Source organism: Pseudomonas fluorescens (assembly GCF_001708445.1).
GTDB lineage: Bacteria > Pseudomonadota > Gammaproteobacteria > Pseudomonadales > Pseudomonadaceae > Aquipseudomonas > Aquipseudomonas gorinensis.
In genome coordinates, this window is the sequence record NZ_CP015637.1 from 3036569 (window position 1) to 3059779 (window position 23211).

Annotated in this window: 27 protein-coding genes and 1 pseudogene; 18 read left to right on the forward strand and 10 right to left on the reverse strand. The window is 60.0% G+C overall.

Annotation, left to right across the window (positions count from 1 at the left end; all coding sequences use genetic code 11):
• The first annotated feature begins 3 nt into the window (after nt 1–3).
• Entirely contained in the window at nt 4–1545 is a 1542-nt protein-coding gene (locus A7317_RS13470) for an EAL domain-containing protein (protein ID WP_069076031.1), read from the forward strand.
• A 198-nt stretch (nt 1546–1743) separates the two neighbouring features.
• Entirely contained in the window at nt 1744–2109 is a 366-nt protein-coding gene (locus A7317_RS13475; RefSeq protein WP_024075356.1) for a histone-like nucleoid-structuring protein, MvaT/MvaU family, read from the forward strand.
• Between the two features lie 109 nt (nt 2110–2218).
• Here the strand turns inward: A7317_RS13475 and A7317_RS13480 are convergent, their stop codons facing one another.
• On the reverse strand, nt 2219–2755 hold the full coding sequence (locus A7317_RS13480; protein ID WP_069076032.1) for a DUF4946 domain-containing protein: 537 nt from the start codon (nt 2753–2755) through the stop codon (nt 2219–2221).
• A gap of 199 nt (nt 2756–2954) precedes the next feature.
• On the opposite strand from A7317_RS13480, the gene gloA reads away from it, so the two are divergent.
• Complete coding sequence (gene gloA, locus A7317_RS13485; RefSeq protein WP_024075354.1) at nt 2955–3476, forward strand: lactoylglutathione lyase; 522 nt, start codon at nt 2955–2957, stop codon at nt 3474–3476.
• 51 nt (nt 3477–3527) lie between these two features.
• Here gloA and ahpF read toward each other — a convergent pair whose 3' ends face one another.
• The 3 genes from ahpF to A7317_RS13500 form a co-directional block, all read right to left on the reverse strand.
• Nucleotides 3528–5093, reverse strand: a complete 1566-nt coding sequence (gene ahpF, locus A7317_RS13490; protein WP_069076033.1) for an alkyl hydroperoxide reductase subunit F — start codon at nt 5091–5093, stop codon at nt 3528–3530.
• 126 nt (nt 5094–5219) lie between these two features.
• Nucleotides 5220–5783, reverse strand: a complete 564-nt coding sequence (ahpC, locus tag A7317_RS13495; protein ID WP_003173835.1) for an alkyl hydroperoxide reductase subunit C — start codon at nt 5781–5783, stop codon at nt 5220–5222.
• A gap of 133 nt (nt 5784–5916) precedes the next feature.
• Nucleotides 5917–6849 carry a site-specific integrase gene (locus A7317_RS13500; RefSeq protein ID WP_024075352.1) on the reverse strand — a complete coding sequence of 311 codons (933 nt, stop codon included), beginning with the start codon at nt 6847–6849 and terminating at the stop codon, nt 5917–5919.
• A 170-nt stretch (nt 6850–7019) separates the two neighbouring features.
• On the opposite strand from A7317_RS13500, the gene A7317_RS13505 reads away from it, so the two are divergent.
• Complete coding sequence (locus A7317_RS13505) at nt 7020–8027, forward strand: DNA-binding protein (protein WP_069076034.1); 1008 nt, start codon at nt 7020–7022, stop codon at nt 8025–8027.
• On the opposite strand, the gene gorA is transcribed toward A7317_RS13505, so the two are convergent.
• Both gorA and galU read right to left on the reverse strand, forming a co-directional pair.
• Nucleotides 8028–9386 (reverse strand): glutathione-disulfide reductase, encoded by a 1359-nt coding sequence (gorA, locus tag A7317_RS13510; RefSeq protein ID WP_069076035.1) that lies wholly within the window; start codon nt 9384–9386, stop codon nt 8028–8030. It lies immediately after the preceding gene.
• Between the two features lie 118 nt (nt 9387–9504).
• Nucleotides 9505–10344 (reverse strand): UTP--glucose-1-phosphate uridylyltransferase GalU, encoded by an 840-nt coding sequence (gene galU / locus A7317_RS13515; protein WP_003212579.1) that lies wholly within the window; start codon nt 10342–10344, stop codon nt 9505–9507.
• 309 nt (nt 10345–10653) lie between these two features.
• Between galU and A7317_RS13520 the strand changes: the two genes are divergently transcribed.
• Both A7317_RS13520 and A7317_RS13525 read left to right on the forward strand, forming a co-directional pair.
• Nucleotides 10654–10839, forward strand: coding sequence for a hypothetical protein (locus A7317_RS13520; protein WP_016969599.1), 186 nt, complete (start codon nt 10654–10656; stop codon nt 10837–10839).
• Between the two features lie 143 nt (nt 10840–10982).
• On the forward strand, nt 10983–11264 hold the full coding sequence (locus tag A7317_RS13525; RefSeq protein ID WP_024075349.1) for a hypothetical protein: 282 nt from the start codon (nt 10983–10985) through the stop codon (nt 11262–11264).
• Nucleotides 11265–11275: 11 nt separating this feature from the next.
• On the opposite strand, the gene A7317_RS13530 is transcribed toward A7317_RS13525, so the two are convergent.
• From A7317_RS13530 to A7317_RS13535, 3 genes and pseudogenes are all read right to left on the reverse strand, one after another.
• Nucleotides 11276–11506 (reverse strand): hypothetical protein, encoded by a 231-nt coding sequence (locus tag A7317_RS13530; RefSeq protein ID WP_069076036.1) that lies wholly within the window; start codon nt 11504–11506, stop codon nt 11276–11278.
• 77 nt (nt 11507–11583) lie between these two features.
• A pseudogene (locus A7317_RS31575) lies at nt 11584–11689 on the reverse strand (cytochrome C); the annotation flags it as partial.
• 121 nt (nt 11690–11810) lie between these two features.
• Nucleotides 11811–12161 carry a hypothetical protein gene (locus tag A7317_RS13535; RefSeq protein WP_024075645.1) on the reverse strand — a complete coding sequence of 117 codons (351 nt, stop codon included), beginning with the start codon at nt 12159–12161 and terminating at the stop codon, nt 11811–11813.
• 212 nt (nt 12162–12373) lie between these two features.
• On the opposite strand from A7317_RS13535, the gene A7317_RS13540 reads away from it, so the two are divergent.
• The 11 genes from A7317_RS13540 to A7317_RS13585 all read left to right on the forward strand — a co-directional run bounded on the left by A7317_RS13540 (nt 12374) and on the right by A7317_RS13585 (nt 22226).
• On the forward strand, nt 12374–12676 hold the full coding sequence (locus tag A7317_RS13540) for a DUF1883 domain-containing protein (RefSeq protein WP_024075646.1): 303 nt from the start codon (nt 12374–12376) through the stop codon (nt 12674–12676).
• A 26-nt stretch (nt 12677–12702) separates the two neighbouring features.
• Nucleotides 12703–12867 (forward strand): hypothetical protein, encoded by a 165-nt coding sequence (locus A7317_RS30855; RefSeq protein WP_168232635.1) that lies wholly within the window; start codon nt 12703–12705, stop codon nt 12865–12867.
• Nucleotides 12868–12871: 4 nt separating this feature from the next.
• Complete coding sequence (gene alkB, locus A7317_RS13545) at nt 12872–13537, forward strand: DNA oxidative demethylase AlkB (protein WP_069076037.1); 666 nt, start codon at nt 12872–12874, stop codon at nt 13535–13537.
• A 75-nt stretch (nt 13538–13612) separates the two neighbouring features.
• A complete protein-coding gene (ada, locus tag A7317_RS13550) occupies nt 13613–14665 on the forward strand; it encodes a bifunctional DNA-binding transcriptional regulator/O6-methylguanine-DNA methyltransferase Ada (RefSeq protein ID WP_024075649.1) in 1053 nt (350 codons plus the stop codon).
• 201 nt (nt 14666–14866) lie between these two features.
• Nucleotides 14867–15925 (forward strand): NAD(P)H-dependent flavin oxidoreductase, encoded by a 1059-nt coding sequence (locus A7317_RS13555; protein ID WP_069076038.1) that lies wholly within the window; start codon nt 14867–14869, stop codon nt 15923–15925.
• A gap of 166 nt (nt 15926–16091) precedes the next feature.
• Nucleotides 16092–16811 (forward strand): molybdate ABC transporter substrate-binding protein, encoded by a 720-nt coding sequence (gene modA / locus A7317_RS13560; protein WP_370531124.1) that lies wholly within the window; start codon nt 16092–16094, stop codon nt 16809–16811.
• A complete protein-coding gene (gene modB / locus A7317_RS13565) occupies nt 16812–17492 on the forward strand; it encodes a molybdate ABC transporter permease subunit (protein WP_069076039.1) in 681 nt (226 codons plus the stop codon).
• Nucleotides 17492–18577 carry a molybdenum ABC transporter ATP-binding protein gene (modC, locus tag A7317_RS13570; protein ID WP_420492577.1) on the forward strand — a complete coding sequence of 362 codons (1086 nt, stop codon included), beginning with the start codon at nt 17492–17494 and terminating at the stop codon, nt 18575–18577. The genes modB and modC overlap by 1 nt, the downstream gene beginning before the upstream one ends.
• Nucleotides 18578–18656: 79 nt before the next feature.
• Nucleotides 18657–19706 carry a DNA topoisomerase IB gene (locus A7317_RS13575; RefSeq protein ID WP_024075654.1) on the forward strand — a complete coding sequence of 350 codons (1050 nt, stop codon included), beginning with the start codon at nt 18657–18659 and terminating at the stop codon, nt 19704–19706.
• Between the two features lie 123 nt (nt 19707–19829).
• Entirely contained in the window at nt 19830–21452 is a 1623-nt protein-coding gene (locus tag A7317_RS13580; RefSeq protein WP_069076040.1) for an ABC-F family ATP-binding cassette domain-containing protein, read from the forward strand.
• A gap of 69 nt (nt 21453–21521) precedes the next feature.
• Nucleotides 21522–22226 (forward strand): YoaK family protein, encoded by a 705-nt coding sequence (locus tag A7317_RS13585; protein WP_024075656.1) that lies wholly within the window; start codon nt 21522–21524, stop codon nt 22224–22226.
• Between the two features lie 154 nt (nt 22227–22380).
• Here the strand turns inward: A7317_RS13585 and A7317_RS13590 are convergent, their stop codons facing one another.
• Entirely contained in the window at nt 22381–22734 is a 354-nt protein-coding gene (locus tag A7317_RS13590; RefSeq protein ID WP_024075657.1) for a hypothetical protein, read from the reverse strand.
• A 109-nt stretch (nt 22735–22843) separates the two neighbouring features.
• Here A7317_RS13590 and A7317_RS13595 point away from each other — a divergent pair, with 109 nt between their 5' ends.
• The gene (locus A7317_RS13595) at nt 22844–23083 is read left to right on the forward strand and encodes a hypothetical protein (protein ID WP_024075658.1); all 240 of its coding nucleotides are present in this window, start codon (nt 22844–22846) and stop codon (nt 23081–23083) included.
• Nucleotides 23084–23211: the final 128 nt, after the last annotated feature.

Genomic DNA, 23211 nt, shown 5'->3' on the forward strand with positions numbered 1-23211 from the left:
CTCATGCCGCTCACCGTCCAAGGTCCTCGAAAGCCCTTCACACGCTACTCGATCAGTGCATTGTCCGGGCTGCTGCCGATCCTGATGGGTGTCGTCATCCTGTACTGGCAAGCCGAAGGCACGCTTGAACAGAGCACGGCCCAGACGGCCCAGGAGGCCGTGCGCCAGTTCGACCTGATGCTCGACAACACCGCACTGGCGGCCCAAGCCTTGCTCCCGCTGGCCGGCCAACCCTGCGACGCCGCTACGCAATTGGCCTTGCGCGAACAGGTCACGCGCCGACCGTTCGTACGCGCCACCACCTTGTCCTGGCAGGAAAACATCTATTGCAGCTCATTGTTCGGCAGCCACTACGCATCGCAGGTCAATCCGGATGATTATGTGGACGGTCGCCTGTGGTTGATGAATGGCAACCCGGTCACACCGGATACCGCGCTGCTGGTCTATCGCCTGGTCGAAGGCGACCAAGGTGCCTTTGCCTCGATCGATGGCTACCACCTGACCAACGCCCTGCGCCTGATCAGCCGCTATGCGCAATTGGTCCTGCAAGTGGGCCCCCATTGGCTGGACGCTGAGGGCAACGTGCATGACACGGCCGTGCCGCAGTTCGCGGTGGCCCATCACCACCTGGTCTCGCCGCGCTATCACTACAGTGTCGAAGCCGGTATGCCGGCGGGCGAAACCTGGCGTTATATGCAAGCGCGCTACCCGGCGATGTTCAGCCTGGTCGTGTTCTTCGGCATCCTGGCGGGCCTGCTTGCGCACTGGCTGCAAAAACGCGTGTCGGCCCCCTCCCATGAGTTACAACGCGCATTGGGGGCCAACGAGTTCATGCCTTATTTTCAACCCGTGGTCCGCGGCGATACCCGCCAGTGGGCGGGTTGTGAAGTGCTGATGCGCTGGAAACACCCCAAGGAAGGCCTGGTGCGCCCCGACCTGTTCATTCCGCTGGCCGAGGATTGCGGCCTGATCGTACCGATGACCCGCGCGCTGCTACGCCAAACAGCCGCGCAACTGGCGCCCCATGCCGCGCGCTTCAGCCCAGGCTTTCATATCGGCGTGAATATTACCGCCCGCCACTGCGAGGACCTGGCGCTCGTGGAAGACTGCCGGGAGTTTCTGGCGGCCTTCACGCCTGGCCAGGTCACACTGGTACTGGAGCTGACCGAACGTGAGTTGATCGAGCCCACGGACATCACCCGCCGCCTGTTCGACGCCTTGCATGCGCTGGGCGTCATGATCGCCATCGACGACTTCGGCACGGGTCATTCCAGCCTGGGTTACTTGCGTAACTTCAATGTGGACTACTTGAAGATCGATCAAAGTTTTGTCGCCATGATCGGTGTGGACGCGCTCTCGCGGCACATCCTGGACAGCATCATAGAACTGTCCGTCAAGCTCGACCTGGGCATCGTTGCCGAAGGCGTGGAAACAGCAGAGCAATGTGAATACCTTGCCGCACACGGTGTGCACTTCCTACAGGGTTATCTGTTTGGTCGTCCTTTACCTTGTGATGAATTCATTAAATCCCTGGCCCGCCATTGAATAGCCAGCGACTAATACGATGAAATAATGTTGTTCAGACAAAAGACATGATTTACTCATGACGGATTAACTACTACAATTTTTCTTGCCTGTGCAGAAGTCCGCAGGACGGCTTTTTCCTCGAGTCGCCTTAACGCGCTTGGCTTGTAGCTTTGTCTGCAGTTGATATCAGTCAAATACACTATTGGAGTACAGATTTTGTCCAGACTCGCCGAATTTCGCGCAGCAGAAAAAGCCCTTCAAGAACAGCTTGCCCAGCTGGAGTCCTTGAAGAACGATGCCGGCCTGAAGAAAGAAATCGAATTCGAAGAAAAGCTTCAAGCGCTCATGAAGAGCTATGGCAAAGGGCTGCGCGATATCATCTCGATCCTCGATCCCAACCTGGGCAAGGCCGGTGCGTCGGTTGTCGCCGCACCAAAACAGCGCCGCGCACGCGTGGTCAAGGTTTACCAAAACCCGCACACCGGCGAACTGATCGAAACCAAGGGCGGCAATCACCGCGGCCTGAAAGCCTGGAAAGAACAGTATGGCGCCGCCACTGTAGACTCCTGGCTTCGCGGCTGATCCACCGCACTAACAAAAAGCCTCGCATAAGCGAGGCTTTTTATTTTCGAGTTCGAAAACGAACTTAAATAACATTTCATTCGGTTCAAAAACGATTGATGTAACGCCATCAAAGTTTCAAGCTGTCACGCACCGAACTGACTTCATCCTTGCTCGCTTCGTAAGCTTGCGCTTGGCCCGCGTATGAAAATACATAGGCTTTATCGACATCAACAGCGCCCACCAATGTTTGCGACAGCACATGCCGCCCGTTTTCGGTAATCACGCAAGTAGTTTCGAGCGCATCGAGGCGACTCAACGTCGTGGGGTGCATCTTGGTGCAAACGCTTTGATAACCGCCTTGGGCAAAATCCTTCTGGATGGATTTACGCATTTCCAGCAATACCCCCTGAAGATTAACTTTATGCCCGGCCTCGATCGGCGTGCCAGTCAACTCCATGACCATCAGGGTGCTGCCGTTTTCATCGTTCTTGATGGCCCGTTGGCGCGACACGGCGGCAGGGTTGGCGGGTGCCTGGTCGTCGGGCACCACCTCCTCCACCTGCCAGCCACTGGGCCAATGAATTTCCGGGTCGGCCGCCAGCACAAAGGGGCTGCCCATCAGCAAACACAAGGAACTCAACAGCGGTCTACGAAATTCGATCATTGCAAAAAACGCCCAAGGTTCAAGCGACAAAGTTTGAGCCTCGGCACCCACGGGCCGCAAGGTCCGTGTGGGCTTTTTCATTTGGCGCTGCGCGCAGGCCTTGCGTATCATGGTTCGGCTGCACGGATGCCAGCCGCAAGCCAAGGGACCGCTCATCTCACATCGAGCCGCATTTGCCCGATTTTTTTCTGGAGGGCCCATGAGCCTGCACGATCTGAACACTTTCCCGGGCGTCACCGCCCAACCTGACACCGCCACCGCGAACTTCGTGTTCAACCACACCATGCTGCGGGTCAAGGACATTACCAAATCGCTGGATTTCTACACCCGCGTACTGGGTTTCTCCCTGGTTGAAAAACGCGACTTCCCGGAAGCCGAATTCAGCCTGTACTTCCTGGCGTTGGTGGATAAGGCCCAGATCCCGGCCGACGCTGCCGAGCGCACCCAGTGGATGAAGTCGATCCCAGGCATCCTGGAACTGACCCACAACCATGGCACCGAAAACGATGCCGACTTTGCCTACCACAACGGCAACACCGATCCGCGCGGCTTTGGCCATATCTGCATTTCGGTGCCGGATATCGTGGCGGCATGCGAACGTTTCGAAGCCTTGGGTTGCGATTTCCAGAAGCGCCTGACCGATGGTCGCATGAAAAGCCTGGCGTTCATCAAGGACCCGGATGCGTACTGGGTTGAGATCATTCAGCCAGCGCCGCTGTAAACGAAAAAACCCCATGATCGCTCATGGGGTTTTTCATTTCCGGGCCCGGATTTACGCCGGAGCGGACGTCCGAATCAGGTGATCGAATGCACTCAGGGAAGCCTTGGCGCCCTCTCCAACCGCGATCACAATCTGCTTGTACGGCACCGTGGTCACGTCACCGGCAGCGAATACACCGGGCAATGAGGTTTCGCCACGGGCGTCGACAATGATCTCGCCACGGGGCGTCAGCTCCACGGTGCCTTTGAGCCAGTCGGTGTTGGGCAGCAAGCCGATCTGCACAAAGATGCCTTCCAACTCGAGGGTCTTGAACTCGCCGCTGTCGCGATCCTTGTATGCCAGGCCGGTGACTTTCTGGCCATCCCCCTTGACTTCACTGGTCAACGCGCTGGTGATCACGTCAACGTTGGGCAGGCTGTACAACTTGCGTTGCAGCACCGCATCGGCGCGCAGCTTGCTGTCAAACTCGAGCAGCGTGACGTGGCTGACGATACCTGCCAGGTCAATGGCGGCTTCGACGCCGGAGTTACCGCCGCCAATCACGGCCACGCGCTTGCCTTTGAACAGCGGGCCATCGCAGTGCGGGCAGAAACACACGCCCTTGGCCTTGTATTCCTGCTCCCCCGGCACACCCATTTCGCGCCAGCGGGCGCCAGTGGCCAGGATCACTGTCTTGGACTTGAGCGTCGCACCGCTTTCAAAGCGAATTTCGTGCAGCTCACCGGCATTTTTCGCCGGGATCAGGCTGCTGGCGCGCTGCAGGTTCATGATGTCGACGTCGTACTGGCGCACATGGGCTTCGAGCGCGCTGGCCAGTTTCGGCCCTTCGGTTTCCTGTACCGAAATAAAGTTCTCGATGGACATGGTGTCCAGCACCTGACCGCCGAAACGTTCGGCTGCCACGCCGGTACGGATGCCTTTGCGCGCTGCGTAGATGGCGGCTGCCGAACCGGCCGGGCCACCACCGACGACGAGTACATCAAAGGCGTCCTTGGCGCTGATTTTCTCAGCGGCTTTTTCGATGCCGCTGGTGTCGAGCTTGGCGAGGATTTCTTCCAGGCCCATGCGGCCTTGGCCGAAGTTCACCCCGTTGAGGTAGACACTGGGCACCGCCATGATCTGGCGCTCATCGACTTCCGCCTGGAACAGCGCGCCGTCGATGGCGACGTGGCGTATGTTCGGGTTCAGCACAGCCATCAGGTTCAGCGCCTGGACCACGTCCGGGCAGTTCTGGCAGGACAGCGAGAAGTACGTCTCGAAGCTGAACTCGCCTTTAAGGGCGCGAATCTGTTCAATCACTTCGACACTGGCCTTCGACGGGTGGCCACCGACTTGCAGCAGGGCCAACACCAACGAAGTGAATTCATGACCCATGGGGATACCGGCGAAACGCAGGCTGATATCGGCACCCGGGCGGTTGATGGAGAACGACGGCTTGCGCGCATCATCGCCATCGGTTTTCAGGGTAATCAGCGTGGTGAGGCTGGTTACGTCCTGCAAAAGGGCAAGCATTTCCTGGGATTTCGCGCCGTCGTCGAGGGAGGCGACGATCTCGATCGGCTGGGTGACCCGTTCCAGGTATGACTTCAACTGAGCTTTAAGATTGGCGTCCAACATACGGGCGATTTCCTGTTCATTCGGTTTATTGCAGACAAAAAAACGCCCGAGCGTATCTCGCCCGGGCGTTTCGAGGGCGGTGTTGCTTACTTAGGTGCGGTAATCCGCCCTTGATACTTCACAGACTTAGATCTTGCCGACCAGGTCCAGGGACGGCGCCAGGGTGGCCTCGCCTTCTTTCCACTTGGCTGGGCACACTTCACCTGGGTGGGCAGCGACGTACTGGGCTGCCTTGATTTTGCGCAGCAGCTCGGAAGCGTCACGGCCAACACCACCGTCGTTCAGCTCAACGATCTTGATCTGACCTTCAGGGTTGATGACGAAGGTGCCGCGGTCTGCCAGGCCAGCTTCTTCGATCAGTACGTCGAAGTTGCGGGAGATGGTCAGGGTCGGGTCGCCGATCATGGTGTACTGGATCTTGCCGATGGCTGGCGAAGTGTTGTGCCAGGCAGCGTGAGCGAAGTGGGTGTCGGTGGAAACACTGTAGATTTCCACGCCCAGTTTCTGGAACTCGGCGTAGTTGTCAGCCAGGTCTTCCAGCTCGGTAGGGCAAACGAAGGTGAAGTCGGCTGGGTAGAAGAACACTACAGACCATTTGCCTTTCAGGTCAGCGTCGGTCACGTCTACGAAGTTGCCGTTTTTGTATGCGGTAGCTTTGAACGGTTTTACTTGGCTGTTGATGATAGGCATCGTTGACTCTCCGTCAGGGGTTAAGAAGTTGATGAAGTGAATCCTACCCACTCTTCTGGACGATGGCTCATTGGCAAACCTGATGCTGACGATTGGCTTTCTCTATCAGGCAACCGTATTAATAGAAGAAACATCAAATCAGCGCGGGAGTGGCCAAGGTCATGCCGAGAAAGGGTGTTGCTTCAACATAGCGCATGGCCGATTTCATGTCGCTCCAGCCGACGTAACTCATCAGCGACTTCAAATCCCAGCCGCTGCGATGGGCCCAGGTCGCAAAGCCGCGGCGCAGGGAGTGACTGGTGTAGTGCTCGGCAGCAATGCCCGCACGCTCAAGGGCCTGGCGCAGCAGCGGAATCACACTGTTGGGGTGCAACCCCTGCTCGCCCACGTTGCCCCAGCGGTCGATACCGCGAAATACCGGACCGCGCACCAGGGCCGACGCGCTGAGCCACTCGCTGTAGGCCTGCACCGGGCACAACCTTAGTAAAGCGGGGGTTTGGTAGGTCTTGCCGAGGTTGTCGCGATCGCTTTTGCTGCGTGGCAGATACAGGCTGATGCCGGCTCCGGGCACGGCCTGGACATGCTCGATGCTCAGCCGACATAACTCATCGCTGCGAAACCCCCGCCAGAAGCCCAGCAGGATCAGTGCAGTGTCGCGCTTGGCGCGCAACCATCGAGCTTGATCCTGAGCCTTGCCCGCCTCGATCGCCTCAACCTCAAGGGACGCCACCACTTGCTCCAGATGCTTGAGCTGCAACGGCTCGGCCTGTTTTTCCTGCGCAGGGTGCACGGCGCGAATGCCCTTGAGCACCTTGCGCACGACCGGCGCCTTGGTCGGGTCGGGGAACCCCTGGCTGGTGTGCCATTGCGCCAGCGCCGAGAGCCGCAGTTTCAAGGTGTTGACCGCCAATACCCCAGCGTGCGCCACCAGATAACGCGCCACGCTGTCGCTCGTCGCCGGCAGGAATCCGCCCCAGCTCACTTCGAAGTGCTCGATGGCCGCGCGATAGCTGCGGCGCGTGTTATCGCGGGTGGCGGCGTTGAGGTAACGATCCAGATCGCTCATGAAAGGCCTATTCGTACTGCTATCGGGGGTATCGGCGGCTGAAACCTGTTTGACACGGGATAATACGCCAATATCCCATCTGTTAAATCATGAATTTGAACCCTATTTTATTCGTGATACAGTATGTATCTACATAATACGTACCACAGTACTAAATCGACGGAGACCCCATGGCTCGCGGCGGCATAAACAAAGCAGTAGTTCAAACGGCACGCCTGGCGATCCTTGCCCGCGGCGAGAACCCCAGCATCGACGCCGTGCGCATCGAAATGGGCAATACCGGCTCGAAAACCACGATTCATCGTTATTTGAAAGAATTGGATGAGAGTGAAACCCGCCTGACCATTACCGAAGCCCCCATCGACGAGGAGCTTGGCGAACTGGTGGCGCGCTTGGCCCAGCGCTTGAAAGAGAAAGCCCAGGAGCCGATTGACCTGGCCTTGGCGCAGTTTGAACAGCAGAAGACCGCCCTGCTCGCCCAGATCAAAGCGCTGGAAGAGGCCCACAGCCAGCTGCAGCAGCAATTCGATATCCAGGCCGCGGCCCTCGCCGAAGAAAGTGCCGCCCTGCAAACCGCCAGCACCAGCCTGCAGACCGAGCAAACCCGCAACGCCGGCCTCAGCCAGGCGTGCAGTGACTACGAGCTGCGGATCAGTGACAAGGACGAACAGATTCGCTCCCTGGAAGAAAAGCACCTGCATGCCAGGGATGCGCTGGAGCATTACCGCACTGCAATCAAGGAGCAACGCGAGCAGGAACAGCGTCGCCATGAAGGCCAGCTGCAGCAGGTCCAGGCGGAACTGCGCCAGGCCCAGCAAAGCGCCATGGTGCGCCAGGACGAGATCACTCAACTGCACCGCGACAACGAGCGGTTGCTGATCGAGCAACGGGTAACAACGAAGGAACTCAGTGCATTGCAGGAGCAAATCCGCAAGGATCAGGCTCACCAGCTCAAGCTGAGCGAACAGGTCAATCAGATCGACAACGAACGCACCGTGCTTCAGGAGCGCCTGCGCGTCGCAGTACTGGACAGTCAATCACGCCAGGAAGCGCTGATCGCCCACCAGCAGACGAACAAGGCACTGGAACTGGACCTGATCAAGGCCCAGGCCACCATCGACGCGTTGCGCCTGGCGGCCGTCATTGCAACGGCGCCAGAGGCCACGCCTAAAGCCTGATCAGCCAGCCACGGGCGTGCGCATGGTGACGAACTCTTCCGCCGCGGTGGGGTGCACGCCGATGGTTTCATCGAAATGCTGCTTGGTCGCGCCCGCCTTGAGCGCGATCGCCAGGCCCTGCACGATTTCGCCGGCGTCCGGGCCAACCATATGGCAACCCAGCACTTTGTCGGTGTCGGCATCGACCACCAGCTTCATCAAGGTTTTCTCCTGACAGTCTGTCAGCGTCAGCTTCATTGGCCGGAACCGGCTTTCAAAGACCTGCACCGCATGGCCCTTTTCTTTCGCTTCTTCTTCCGTCAGGCCGACGGTGCCGATGTTCGGCAAGCTGAACACCGCCGTCGGGATCATCGCGTAGTCCACCGGGCGATATTGCTCAGGTTTGAACAAGCGACGCGCCACAGCCATGCCCTCGGCCAGGGCGACCGGGGTCAATTGCACGCGCCCTATCACATCGCCAATGGCCAGGATCGACGATTCGGCGGTCTGGTACAGGTCATCCACTTCGACAAAGCCGCGCTTGTCGAGTTTGACGCCAGTGTTTTCCAACCCCAGGTTATCCAGCATCGGACGACGGCCGGTGGCGTAGAACACACAATCGGCTTCCAGCACTCGACCATCTTTCAGCGTTGCCTTGAGGCTGCCATCGGCCTGCTTGTCGATGCGCTCGATATCGGCGTTGAACTGCAGGTCGAGGCCGCGCTTGGTCAGCTCTTCCTTCAAATGCGTACGCACCGAACCGTCGAAACCACGCAGGAACAGGTCGCCGCGATACAACAAGGAAGTGTGGGCCCCCAAGCCATGGAATATCCCGGCGAACTCGACGGCGATATAACCGCCCCCCACCACCAGCACACGCTTGGGCAGCTCTTTCAGGAAAAACGCCTCATTCGAACCGATCGCATGCTCGCGCCCCGGAATCTCAGGGATCTGCGGCCAGCCGCCCGTGGCGATGAGGATATGCTTGGCGGTGAAGCGCTCACCATTGATCTCCACCTGATGCGGGTCGACCAGTCGTGCGTGCCCCTCATGCAGGGTGACGCCGCTATTGACCAGCAGGTTGCGATAGATGCCATTGAGACGGTTGATCTCGCGATCCTTGTTGGCGATCAGGGTCGCCCAATCAAAGTTCGCCTCCCCCAGGGACCAGCCAAAGCCACTGGATTGCTGGAAATCTTCGGCAAAATGCGCGCCGTACACCAACAGCTTCTTCGGCACGCAGCCGACGTTCACGCAGGTACCCCCCAGGTAGCGGCTTTCTGCGACAGCCACCTTGGCACCAAAACCGGCGGCAAAGCGCGCCGCACGAACGCCACCGGAACCGGCGCCAATTACATACAGGTCAAAATCGTAGGCCATTTCACTCTCCTCGGCAGGCCATCAGCATACCGACTTACATGGGGCTGAAAAACGAAAAAGCCACCCGAAGGTGGCTTTCTCTAGCGTTCGTACTTTAAATCAGGCGGGCAACCGTGAATCAGTAAGCCTTGCCAGTCTTGTAGAAGTGCTCGTAGCAGAAGTTGGTCGCTTCGATGTAGCCTTCGGCACCACCGCAGTCAAAGCGGCGACCTTTGAACTTGTAGGCAATCACGCAACCGTCTTTGGCCTGCTTCAACAGGGCGTCGGTGATCTGGATCTCGCCACCCTTGCCTGGCTCGGTTTCTTCGATCAACTTGAAGATGTCCGGGGTCAGGATGTAACGACCGATGATCGCCAGGTTCGACGGTGCATCTTCCGGTGCTGGCTTCTCGACCATGTCGCGTACGCGGATCAGGCCGTCGCCAATGTCGTCGCCAGCGATCACGCCGTACTTGTTGGTTTCCTGAGGGTCAACCTCTTGAACCGCGACGATGGTGCAACGGTATTTCTGGTACAGCTTGACCATTTGGGTCAGGACGCCGTCGCCTTCCAGGTTTACACACAGGTCATCCGCCAGGACCACGGCGAACGGTTCGTCACCGATCAGTGGGCGGCCGGTGAGGATGGCGTGGCCGAGGCCTTTCATCTGGGTCTGGCGGGTGTAGGAGAACGAGCACTCGTCGAGCAGTTTACGGATGCCGACCAGGTATTTTTCCTTGTCGGTGCCCTTGATCTGGTTTTCCAGCTCGTAGCTGATGTCGAAGTGGTCTTCCAGCGCGCGCTTACCGCGGCCAGTAACGATAGAGATTTCGTTCAAGCCGGCATCCAGTGCCTCTTCGACGCCGTACTGAATCAGTGGCTTGTTCACCACCGGCAGCATCTCTTTGGGCATGGCCTTGGTCGCTGGCAAGAAGCGAGTGCCGTAACCGGCTGCTGGGAACAAGCATTTCTTGATCATATGAGTCCTTACAAAGGGCTGTGCGTACGGAATTCGGCGCAGTCTAATCAGGCCGCAGTCACCTTACAATGGGTCCTGCTGGCGTTGCGATGTCAACATAGAGAAAAAATGTCGTCGTAAGTTCCGCTAATCCTACGAAGCGCTTCACTAACGACATCCCCAAATCAGACTTTTCCTCCGATTTAAAAGGGACCCAACCTTTTTAGCACGCTTTTCGGCGCCAGACATTGACATGGAATAACTTCGGCGAGCCTGCGACATTTGGCGCTATCATTACGCCTTTGAATCCGACCACGAGATTGTTAATAGATGTCAGAACCCAAAGGCGTAAATGGCTACCTGATCACCCAGCGTGCGGACGGCTGGCACCTGATCAACTTCCACGGAGACAGCGTCGCCGGCACATTCGCGACCGAACGTGAAGCGATTGCGGTTGCCGAAGTGTTCGTGGATGAAGCAGGCCATGCGTCGAGCAAGCGCCCGAAGGGCAAGTAAACCTCGCCGCCCAGCGCATAAAGCCCCGTTCAACGGGGCTTTTTTGTGTTTGTCTGTACCTACATGGCAGTTCGCTATAATCTTCCGCAAACGCCCCACGACAGTGTCCGCGCGCCTTCCAACACCTTTGACGACGAACACACATGAACAAGATTCTGGCCCTGACTGCGGTACTGGCGCTTACCGGTTGCACCACCACCTCTGACGTCTATCTGAAAAACGGCGAACAGGGGCTGACCATCGATTGCTCGGGCGAAGCCAACTCCTGGGCCAGTTGCTACGAAAAGGCTGACGCCTCCTGCGCGGGCACCGGTTATCGCATCGTCGGTACCGAGGGTACGCCGGCGTTGAGTGAAGATGACAAGACCCTGGGCAAGGACGTCGGCAACTTCAAAAGCCGCAGCGTGGTAGTGGTCTGCAAGTAGGCGCAAGTGCCCTACATGTGAATTTCCGCAAACTTGATGCCGAGGCCGCGAATGGTCTCGATCAGGTCGTCCAGGCGCTGGAACGACTCCACCTCATCCTGATCATCCACCAGGAAAAAACTGCGCCCACCGCTTTTCTTGAAGAATACGATCCACTCGCCCGGATCGGCGGGGTTCTGGATGACATGGGTGGCCGAAATCTGACCCTCGGCATGTTGGGCTCTGACGTGTTCGCGTTTCATGACAGGTTTCCACATAAAGACAAATGCCGCGCAAACCCAAGGCTTGAGCGGCATTTTTGCATTGAATGACCGACAGTTTAACGGATGCCCTGCCCGATCAGCACGCCCTCTGCGGTTTGAGCGTAAAGATTGACCCCCGCGTGGCCGCTCGTGGCTGCTGACGTCGGCGGCCACCTCCCAGGCCGGCGTCCTGGCTCAGGTTGTAACGCTTGGCGGGTGGCGACAACTCATAAAAAAGCCTGGCGCTGTTACGACAGGGCCAGGCTTCTTTTATCGGATTCAAGGGGCGGCGGGTTCACGCGGCTTAGCCGGAAATGCACTCTTCACCGGCCTTCTTGACGTCACCCGGACGGATAGGCACGTTGGACATGCTCTCGTAGAGCTTGATGCTGCTGCCACTGGAACGCTCTTCGATCTCGAAAATCGCAGAAGGGTCGGCGGAGAACTTCTGTGGCACGATGACTTGTACCCCCTCCTTATGAGGTTCGATCTGCGGCGGCCGGCGCGTCGTGGACAGTTTGCGCACCACACAGGCAGCATATTCCTGTGGTTTCTTCCCGGATATAACCGCCAACGTCGGCGGGGTCTGCTTGATGTCTGCAACCGAAGCACACCCACCTAGCGCCAGGGCCAGAACCAACACACTCCACTTCATAAAAAACCTCCGATAAAGACCCTACGACAGCGGGGATGGTAATTTTCTCCCGCCAAAGTAGGATTTATCCCTGATAACTCGGTAGATAACTGTTTTAAATTGTCAAAGTCGTCGACGACGGCCCGATAATAAACGCGCTGGGGCTGATAAACTCCATCTTAACCTACGTATCGTTCTGATTTTTCAGAAAAAGCCCTTCTGGAGACACCCCCATGAAATTCATCCACCAGCGCGAGCACCTCAACGAAGGAGACATCGTTGTTATCGAATGCTCGCAAACCTGCAACATTCGCCTGATGAGCGACGCCAACTTTCGCAGCTTCAAAAATGGCGGGCGCCACACCTACCACGGCGGCGCTTTCGACAAATTCCCGGCAAAAATCACCGCGCCGAGCACCGGGTTCTGGAACATCACCCTGGACGTCGTGACCCGCCGCGCCATCAGCGTCACCCGTAAACCCACCTTGTCCCACAAGATCCGCATCGTTCGTCGCACCAGCTCCAAACTGAGCTGATCCGGACTCTCGACAGGAAAGAAGCTGTGACTACCACCAAATACGTCATCAAGTACAAGCTCAACGGCGAGCGTCGTTTTGAATTTGCCCAGTTGCACACCAACAGCGTTGAAGAAGCCAAGCAAGCCCTGGCAAAAATTCACGATGCCAACGACGAAATCACCGACATCAATGTGAGCAAGGCGCTGTAAGGACATGACCGGCCCTACCGCTGACCTGTTTGCCGATGATGCGCTGCAACAACCGCAGAAGCGCGAGCAGATTGGCGAACAGTCCTACGTCCTCAGAGGTTATGCCCTGCCCTGGATTGAGCGCCTCCTACCCGAATTGCGCCGTGTACTGGCGCAATCGCCATTTCGCAAGATGGTCACCCCAGGCGGATTTACCATGTCGGCGGCCTTGAGCAGCTGCGGCGAATTGGGCTGGAACACGGATGCCAACGGCTACCGCTACAGCGCGCTGGACCCGCGCAACCAGCAGCCTTGGCCGGCACTGCCCGACGCGATGCGCCAACTGGCGGTGCAGGCGGCCGCGCAAGCCGGGTTCAACGACTTTGTGCCCGACGCCTGCCTGATCAACCGTTACGTGCCAGGGGCAAAGATGTCATTGCATCAGGACAAAAACGAGCGCCGCTACTCGGCGCCCGTCGTGAGTGTGTCCCTGGGGCTACCGGCGATCTTCCTGTTTGGTGGCCATGAACGCAGCGACAAGGCGCAAAAAGTCTCGTTGTTCCACGGCGATGTGGTGGTGTGGGGCGGTGTCGATCGCTTGCGTTTCCATGGGGTGATGCCGATCAAGGATGGCGTGCATCCCATCATGGGCCCGCAACGTATCAACCTGACCTTTCGCACCGCCGGCTGATTTGACCGCAAGCTTCAGAGTGCCAGGCCGAGGCGTCCCGACTAATCTGGCGGTGACCCGTCAGGAGTGCAGGCAATGATCAATCCACAAGACCCCCGCTGGGCAGCCATCCTGGCCCGTGACCCCGAGGCCGACGCGCTGTTTGTCTACGGCGTGAAGACCACCGGCGTGTATTGCCGCCCCAGCAGCGCTTCGCGTTTGCCGCGCCCGGAAAACGTCGAATTCTTTGACACCGCGCAACAGGCCGAAGCGGCAGGCTACCGGCCCAGCAAGCGTGCCGCCGGCGATCAGACGCTACGGGCCGCGCATCACGCCCGCCTGGTGGCCGACGCCTGCCGGCAGATCGAGCAGGCCGACACCGCGCCAGGCCTGCAGCAACTGGCCCAGCACGCCGGGTTGAGCCCCTTTCACTTCCACCGGGTATTCAAGTCCGTCACCGGCCTGACCCCGAAGGGCTACGCCAGCGCCCATCGCTCGCGCAAAATCCGCGATGGGCTCAAGGATCAGCGTTCGGTCACCGACGCCCTGTATGACGCCGGCTTCAACTCCAACAGCCGCTTCTATGAATCGGCCAATCAGTTACTCGGCATGACGCCAAGCGACTACAAGGGCGGCGGCACCAACAACACGATTCGTTTTGCCGTTGGCCAATGTTCGCTGGGCGCGATTCTGGTTGCGCAGAGTCATCGCGGCGTCTGCGCGATCCTGCTGGGCGACGACCCAGACAAGCTGGTACGCGACCTGCAGGATCAATTTCCTAAAGCCGACATCATCGGCGCCGATCGCGATTTCGAACAATTGATCGCGCAAGTAGTGGGTTTTATCGAAGCGCCGGCCCTGGGCCTCGACCTGCCATTGGACCTGCGCGGCACGGCGTTCCAGGAACGGGTATGGCGGGCCTTGCGCGACATTCCGCCGGGCAGTACCGCCAGCTACGCGCAGATCGCCCAGCGGATTGGCGCGCCCCAGTCGTTTCGGGCGGTGGCCCAGGCCTGTGGGGCCAACAGCCTCGCGGTGGCCATTCCCTGCCACCGCGTGGTGCGCAGTGATGGCGAACTGTCGGGCTACCGCTGGGGCGTGGAGCGCAAGCGGCAACTGCTGGAACGGGAAAGCCCGACAAAAGCCTGACGGATGCCGATGTAGGTCAACGCCAGGTCCTGCGCCAGGCAAGCCTCGACCTTGCCGGCCACTTCGCCCCGCAGATCTACGCCATCGACTGATGACCGCGCACGAAATACCCGCTTCGTCCAGTGAATAAAACAGACTGGCCGGGTGCCAAGGGCCCTGCTAAAACAGCGCACAGTCTTACTAACGCTGGAGACGCATCCTATGAGCACCTGGCCAGACACCCGTATTCTCGACCTGTTGGGCATTGACGTGCCCATCATCCAGGCACCCATGGCCGGTGCCACCACCCCGGCCATGGTCATTGCCGCCAACCAAGCCGGTGCGCTGGGCTCGATGCCTGCCGCGGCGCTGAGCACCGAGCAACTGCGCGAAGCTTTGGCCACTATCCGGCAGGGCAGCACGCGGCCGATCAACGTGAACTTTTTCTGCCATCAGCCGCCATTGGTCGACGACGAGCGTGACCGTCAATGGAAGCATCTGCTGGAACCCTACTACCGCGAACTGGGCGCCGACTTCGATGCGCCGACTCCCGTGTCCAACCGTGCGCCGTTCGACGACGCGGCGTGCCAGGTCGTGGAAGCATTTCGCCCCGAGGTGGTGAGTTTTCACTTCGGCCTGCCGGAAAAAGCGTTGCTTGACCGGGTAAAAGCCACGGGGGCCAAGGTGCTTTCCTCGGCCACCACCGTCGAAGAAGCCGTGTGGCTGGAACAGCAGGGCTGCGATGCAATCATTGCCATGGGCCTTGAAGCGGGCGGGCACCGTGGGATTTTCCTGAGCGACGACCTCAACACCCAGATTGGCTTGATGGCACTGGTGCCGCAGATTGTCGACGCGGTCAGCGTGCCGGTGATTGCGGCCGGGGGTATTGGTGACGCGCGTGGCATTGTGGCGGCGTTCGCCCTGGGTGCTTCTGCCGTGCAAATGGGCACCGCCTACCTGTTCACGCCCGAAGCGAACGTCAGTGCGTCCCACCATCATGCGTTACGTCATGCCCAGGCCAGCGAAACTGCACTGACCAACTTGTTCACCGGCCGACCGGCGCGTGGCATTGTCAACCGCGTCATGCGTGAACTGGGGGCGATCAACCCGCTGGCTCCGGCGTTTCCGCGGGCTGGTGGGGCCTTGATGCCACTCAAGGCCAAGGACGAAGCGGGCTTCAGCAACCTGTGGTCAGGCCAAGCGCTGCGGCTGGGCAAGGATATCGGAACCTTTGAGCTGACCCGCGAACTGGCCAGGCAAACCCTGGCGAAGCTCAAGTAGAAGCAGGCCTGTGGCAACTTTGCACTGTACCGGCAATGGCCAACCGCTATATATTCCCATACATAGCGGTTAAGCCTTCAACCTATAACAAGCCGTACACGTCCCAAGGAGCTGCTTCATGATGATTCGCGCCGCACGCCTGGCCCCAACCGCCCTGGCCACCCTGATGGCTGCCTTCGCCGTGGGTTCGGCCCATGCCGATGAAGTGCAGGTGGCCGTGGCCGCCAACTTCACCGCACCGATCCAGGCAATTGCTGCTGACTTCGAAAAAGACACCGGCCATAAACTGGTCGCGGCCTATGGCGCCACCGGGCAGTTCTACACCCAGATCAAGAACGGCGCGCCGTTCGAGGTGTTCCTGAGCGCCGACGACACCACCCCGAAAAAACTCGAAGACGAAGGCGCCACCGTTAAGGGCTCGCGTTTCACCTACGCGGTGGGCACCCTGGCGCTGTGGTCGGCCAAAGCAGGCTATGTGGACGCCAAGGGCGAGGTCCTGAACAAGAACGACTTCAAGCACCTCTCCATTGCCAACCCGAAAGCCGCGCCGTACGGCCTCGCTGCCACCCAGGTGCTGGCCAAAGAAGGCTTGACCGAGAAGGTCAAGGACAAGATCGTTGAAGGCCAAAACATCACCCAGGCCTACCAGTTTGTCTCCACCGGCAACGCCGAGCTGGGATTCGTCGCCTTGTCGCAGATCTATAAAGACGGCAAAGTCACCAGCGGGTCGGCGTGGATTGTCCCCGCGTCGCTGCACGACCCAATCAAGCAGGATGCGGTGATCCTCAACAAAGGCAAAGACAGCGTCGCAGCCAAGGCACTGGTGGAGTACCTGAAAGGGCCAAAAGCCGCTGCCGTTATCAAATCCTACGGTTATGAGCTCTAAATGCCACTTTCGAGTGCCGATTTTTCCGCTATCTGGTTGACCGTCAAGCTGGCCTCACTGACCACTGTGATCCTGCTGGTCATCGGCACTCCGATTGCCCTGTGGCTGTCGCGCACCCGATCCTGGTGGCGCGGCCCCATTGGTGCGATCGTCGCCCTGCCGCTGGTGCTGCCGCCCACGGTCATTGGCTTCTACCTGCTGTTAACCATGGGGCCCAATGGCTATTTCGGCCAGTTCACCCAATGGCTGGGCCTGGGCACCCTGACCTTCAGTTTCGCCGGGTTGGTGATCGGTTCAGTGATCTATTCCATGCCGTTTGTGGTGCAGCCGTTGCAAAACGCCTTCTCCGCCATCGGCACACGCCCGCTGGAAGTGGCTGCGACCTTGCGCGCCAATCCCTGGGACACGTTTTTCACGGTGATCCTGCCCCTGGCACGCCCAGGATTCATCACCGCGTCGATTCTCGGTTTTGCCCATACCGTCGGTGAGTTCGGCGTGGTGCTGATGATCGGCGGCAATATCCCGGACAAGACCCGGGTGGTCTCAGTGCAGATCTACGACCATGTCGAAGCGATGGAGTATGCCCAGGCCCATTGGCTGGCCGGTTCCATGGTGATCTTCGCGTTCCTTGTATTGCTGGCGCTCTACTCCAGCCGTAAAACCAAGATGGGCTGGAGTTGATGTCGATGATTAATGTGCGCCTGCATCTCAAGTACGCCGCGTTTGCGCTGGAGGTGGACCTGCATTTGCCCGGTCGCGGCGTGACAGCCCTGTACGGGCATTCGGGTTCCGGCAAGACCACCTGCCTGCGTTGCATCGCCGGGCTGGAGCGCGCCAAGGACGGGTTTGTCCAGGTCAACGATGAAATCTGGCAGGACAGCCGCAGCGGGCTGTTCGTGCCGCCGCATAAGCGCGCGCTGGGTTATGTGTTCCAGGAGGCGAGCCTGTTTGCGCATTTGTCCGTGCGGGCCAACCTGGAGTTCGGCCTCAAGCGCATCCCTCGCCAGGCGCGGCGCGTTGACATGGCCCAGGCCACGGACTTATTGGGGATCGGGCATTTGCTCGAACGTCATCCCCAGCACCTGTCCGGGGGGGAACGCCAGCGCATTGGCATCGCCCGGGCATTACTGACCAGCCCCAAGTTACTGCTGATGGATGAACCGCTCGCGGCGCTCGACAGCAAACGCAAGGGCGAGATCCTGCCGTACCTGGAGCGCCTGCATGACGAACTGGATATCCCGGTGCTCTATGTCAGCCACGCCCAGGACGAGGTGGCACGCCTGGCCGATCACATCGTATTACTCAGCGAAGGCAAAGCCTTGGCCAGTGGCCCCATCGGTGAAACCCTGGCTCGCCTGGACTTGCCCCTGGCGTTGGGCGACGACGCCGGCGTGGTGATCAGCGGCACCATCAGCGCCTACGATGAACATTACCAATTGCTCACCCTGCAATTGCCCGGCAGCGCCTTGCGCATGCGTGTGGCCCATGCACCGCTCGCACTGGGCAAGGCCCTGCGGATCAAGGTGCAGGCGCGGGATGTCAGCCTCAGCCTGCAAGGCGAAGAACCCAGCAGCATCCTCAACCGCCTGCCGGTGACGGTTACCCAGGAAATTTCAGCGGATAACAGCGCCCACGTGTTGGTGCGCCTGGATGCTGGCGGCACGCCGTTGCTGGCGCGGATCACCCGTTTCTCCCGCGACCAATTGCAACTGCACCCTGGGCAGATGCTATGGGCGCAGATCAAGGCGGTTGCCGTATTGGCATGACAAACCTTTTTGGCACGACCGCAAAACCCTGCGGTCAATCAGACATACCGGCCTGACTGATTGCCAAGGACCCTGCGCCATGCCCGATTCTGCCTTGCCCGCCGACCTGCCCCACGACCTGCATTATGTTGATGACACGCAGCCAGGCATTCGCCGTAAAAAGCTGCGTGGCAAATTTCAGTACTTTGATCCCCAGGGCAAGCGCATCACCGATCCCGAAGACATCAAGCGCCTGAACGCCCTGGCCGTACCGCCCGCCTATACCGATGTATGGATCTGCGCCGACCCGCGCGGCCATCTGCAAGCCACCGGCCGCGACGCGCGCGGACGCAAGCAGTACCGCTACCACGCACGCTGGCGTGAAGTACGCGACACTGACAAATACGCACGCCTGCAAGCGTTCGGCGAAGCCCTGCCCAAACTGCGCAAGCAGCTGCAAGCGCAACTCGCCGAACCGGGGTTCACTCGGGAAAAGGTGCTGGCCACCGTGGTCATGCTGCTGGATGCCACATTGATTCGGGTCGGCAACACCCAATACGCCCGTGCCAACAAATCCTACGGGCTGACCACCCTGCGCAACCGGCATGTGGACATCAAGGGCAGCGAGATCCAGTTCCAGTTTCGCGGCAAGAGTGGTGTCGAGCATCAAGTCAGCGTCAAGGACCGACGCCTGGCTAGCGTGGTCAAGCGCTGCCTGGAGTTGCCGGGGCAGAACCTGTTCCAGTACCTGGACGAAGACGGTGAACGCCGCACGGTCAGCTCCCATGACGTCAACGCTTACCTGCACAGCCTCACCGGCGCCGACTTCACCGCCAAGGACTACCGCACCTGGGCCGGCACCGCCATGGCGCTGGCGGTCCTGCGCGAACTGGAGTGGCAACCGGAGTCCGACGCCAAACGCCATGTGGTGGCGATGGTCAAGGACGTCGCCAAGCAACTGGGCAACACGCCGGCGGTATGCCGCAAGTGTTATATCCACCCGGCGGTGCTTGAGCATTTCAGCCTCGGCCAGCTATCGAAACTGCCCAGGCCGCGGGTACGCAAGGGCCTGAAAGCCGAGGAAGTCGCGCTGGCGATGTTCCTGGAACAACTGGCTGCCGACTTGCCGGACAAGGCCAAGGTAGGCTAGCCTCTGCCTCCCTTCCAACTCATGGGACGACCGCCGACGTGAATCACTAAGCCTTCCAAAATGTATCTGCAACGAGCCGCCTGGCGCGCTTGTTGGCCTGTCGACATTTTTTTGGAGGTGCTGATGACTGACGTCAACCGGCTGCCCGTGCTTGTATCCCTGCAACACCTGTCCTTCCAGTTCGCCCATGGCGAAACCTTACTGGAAGACCTGAACCTGTCCATCGATCACACCCCCACCGGGATAGTTGGCCGAAATGGCTGCGGCAAAAGCATCCTGGCGCAATTGATCGCCGGGGTTCTGCGCCCCTCCTCCGGGACACTCAAGGCATACGCCAGCGTGGCCTACGTCCCGCAGGCCCTGGCCATCCAGGCCGGAACAACTGTGGCCGATGTCACGGGCACCGCTCCAGTATTGGCCGCGCTTGCACGCATGACCCAAGGCCAGGGGCAAAGCGATGACCTGGAACTGATTGACGAGCGCTGGGACCTTGCCGAACGCCTGCGTACAGCCCTGGATGCAGCCGGACTGCACGGCCTCGACTTCAACGCCGCAGCCGATCGACTCAGCGGTGGCCAGTTGGCCAGAGTCGCGGTGATCGGCGCCCTGCTGGCGGCGCCGCAGTTGCTGGTACTGGACGAACCGACCAACCACCTCGACAGCGCCGGTCGCGAGTGGCTGCTGCAAGCGCTGCACGACTGGCGAGGCGGCCTGGTGGTGGTCAGCCATGATCGGCAACTGCTCGACAGCCTGGGCCGCATCATCGAACTGTCGCCCCTCGGCGCTCGTGTGTATGGCGGCAATTACCAGGCCTATCGTAAACAGCGCGACACCGAGCAACACGCCGCCGTCTCGGCCTGGGAACACGCCCGCCTGGAACGCAGCCGCGAGCGTCGGCGCCTGCAAAATGACCATGACAGCCTGCAGCGCAGCGCCGCCCGTTCACGCAAGCATGCCGAGACCGCCAACGTCGACCGCTTCACCAAGGCCCGCTGGAAAGGCGCGGCGACGCAAATCGTCAGCACGCTGCGCAGTGCCCATCAGGCCTGCAAGAACGAGCTGGATGCGCAGGTGCGCCACGCCTACGAACGGGTGGCGCAACAGACACCAACGTTGCTGGCCTTGCCGGATTCGGCAGTCCCCAATGGCCGGCAAGTCGTGGCCCTGGTCGAGGCCCGCCTGCCGTGGGTGGATCAGCCGGCGATCACGTTCAGCCTGGCGGGCCCCGTGCGCGTCGCCGTGCGTGGGCCGAACGGTTGCGGTAAATCCACCTTGCTCAAGCTGCTGGCGGCCCAATGGCAGCCGGTCAGTGGCGAATGCTCAGTGCCGGTCCCGTGTGCCTACATCGATCAGCACCTGGCATTGCTGGACGACCAGCGCTCCATCATCGAGCAACTCAACCTGCTCGACACACCGCTGGCGGAAGCCGACGTGCGCACCCGCCTAGCCCTGCTGCAACTGGATGCAGTGCGGGTGACACGACCGACGGGGCAACTCAGCGGCGGCGAACGCTTGAAGGCCGCGATGGCGGTCGCCCTGTGGCGGCAAGTCCCGGCGCAACTGCTGTTATTGGACGAGCCGACCAATCACCTGGACCTGGAGTCGGTGCTCGCCTTCGAACAGGCGTTGAAAGGTTTTAATGGGGCGATCGTCGCGGTGTCACACGACGCAGCCTTTCTGCAGGCCATCGAGCCCACCCACTACTTGACCTGGCGAAACGATGGTTGGCGACTGGAGGGTGTCTGAGATCATTGCGCGGACGCACAAAGCGTCCTACGGTAGTGGCCGGATAATCTCACCGAGGAACCCGGCCCCATGCTGCCTTCATCCCGCAAGCCTTACACCAACGCCGCACTCGCTCACCGAGAGCGATGGCGCGGCCGAGTCGGCTTGATGCTGGTCGCCAGCCTTTCGGTGCTGGCGGGTATGACGGACGCCATTGGCTTCATGGCCAGCGGCGACTTTGTTTCGTTCATGAGCGGTAACACCACGCGCCTGGCGGTAGCGATCAGCGAGGGTGACCTCGGCCTGACCGGGCGCCTGCTGTTGCTGGTTGCTACCTTTATCGCTGGCAACGCGTTGGGGGTGGTCGTCAGTCGCGTCAGTCAACGCCATGCCCTGCCTTTGCTGTTGTGCATCGCGGCCCTGCTCTGCGGCGGTGCGCTATGGCCGTTTGCGGAAATGTTGCCGGCGTTGCTGGCGGCGATCGTGGCCATGGGCATGCTCAATGCGGCGGTCGAGGAGGTCAACGGCTTGCCGGTGGGTCTCACCTATGTCACCGGGGCGCTTTCACGCTTCGGGCGCGGGCTGGGCCGCTGGATGATGGGAGAACGGCGCAGTGGCTGGCGTGTGCAATTGATCCCGTGGACGGGGATGTTTGTCGGCGCGGTGCTCGGGGCGCTGCTGGAGCACCAGCTGGGCCTGCGTGCGCTGTTGATCAGCGGTGCCCTGGCGGCATTCCTGGGGGTGGTGACGTTGAAGATCCCCCGCCGCTGGCACCTGGGCTATATGCCTCGTTGAAGGGACGCGCCGATGCAAAGGGTGCCCGCCCGACGTTGGGCCTCGACATCCGTGTACTGGTAAAGAGCCATCACGTCGAGCGAGCGAGTGAATCATAAGGCAATGCCCAGTGGCTGTCCCGCCGGGCATTTCCGAAAACGGCTAAGGCAACGGATTACAGACAGGTCGCGAGAGCGGCCAACCGGCGCTTGGCTGGCATATCGTCCTGGGCGGCGAAGTAATTGATGGTGGAGCCGGCACCGGCAGTGCGCACATCCACAAAGTAATCGCCGCCGGTGGTGTAGACCGTGAAACCTCCGGCCTCGGTCGGCTCCTTGAACCCGCCGGCATCGACGCCGAACACGCTCTCGTCCTGCCAGCCGAACTGGATGCATTGAGCAACCACCAGGGCGGCCTTGTCCGAAGCCAGGGTCTTGTAGGGTGTACCGGCGCGCGCCGTGTTCATCTTCGAACCTGCGCAACCGCCGAGCATCGCCAGCACCAATGCGCCCACTACTACCTTCCGCATGCCATTGCCTCCTTGAAAAAAACGCGACTCTACCATTAGCAGGCGACACCCAAGGATTATTACGTCACCCTGTCGCCTACTTGCGAGTTCGCTTCTACCTGGAAAACCGATGACACCCAACGCCGAACACTACAACCCGTCCACCGATTACGCCGACAAGCTGATCAGCCGCATCGGCCAGACACCCACCTGGATCGCCAAGCGCATCGGTGTCACCGACAAGCGCATTCGCTACATTCTCGATGGCGAGCGCACGGTCAAAGGCGAAAGCACGCCAATCCAGATGACTTACACCGAGCAATTCGCCCTGGAGTGCCTGGCTGCCGAGGCGCAGTCCAGGAAGAAATGACCAGGCGCCGGTTTTAGCCTAAAGCGCCGTCGCAGCCCCGCCCAGGGCTGCTTTGCTGTCAGCCGTATGAATTTAGTTTCACTGTGAAGGAAGACCGTGCCACCCATACTGGCCAAGCTCATTTTTAG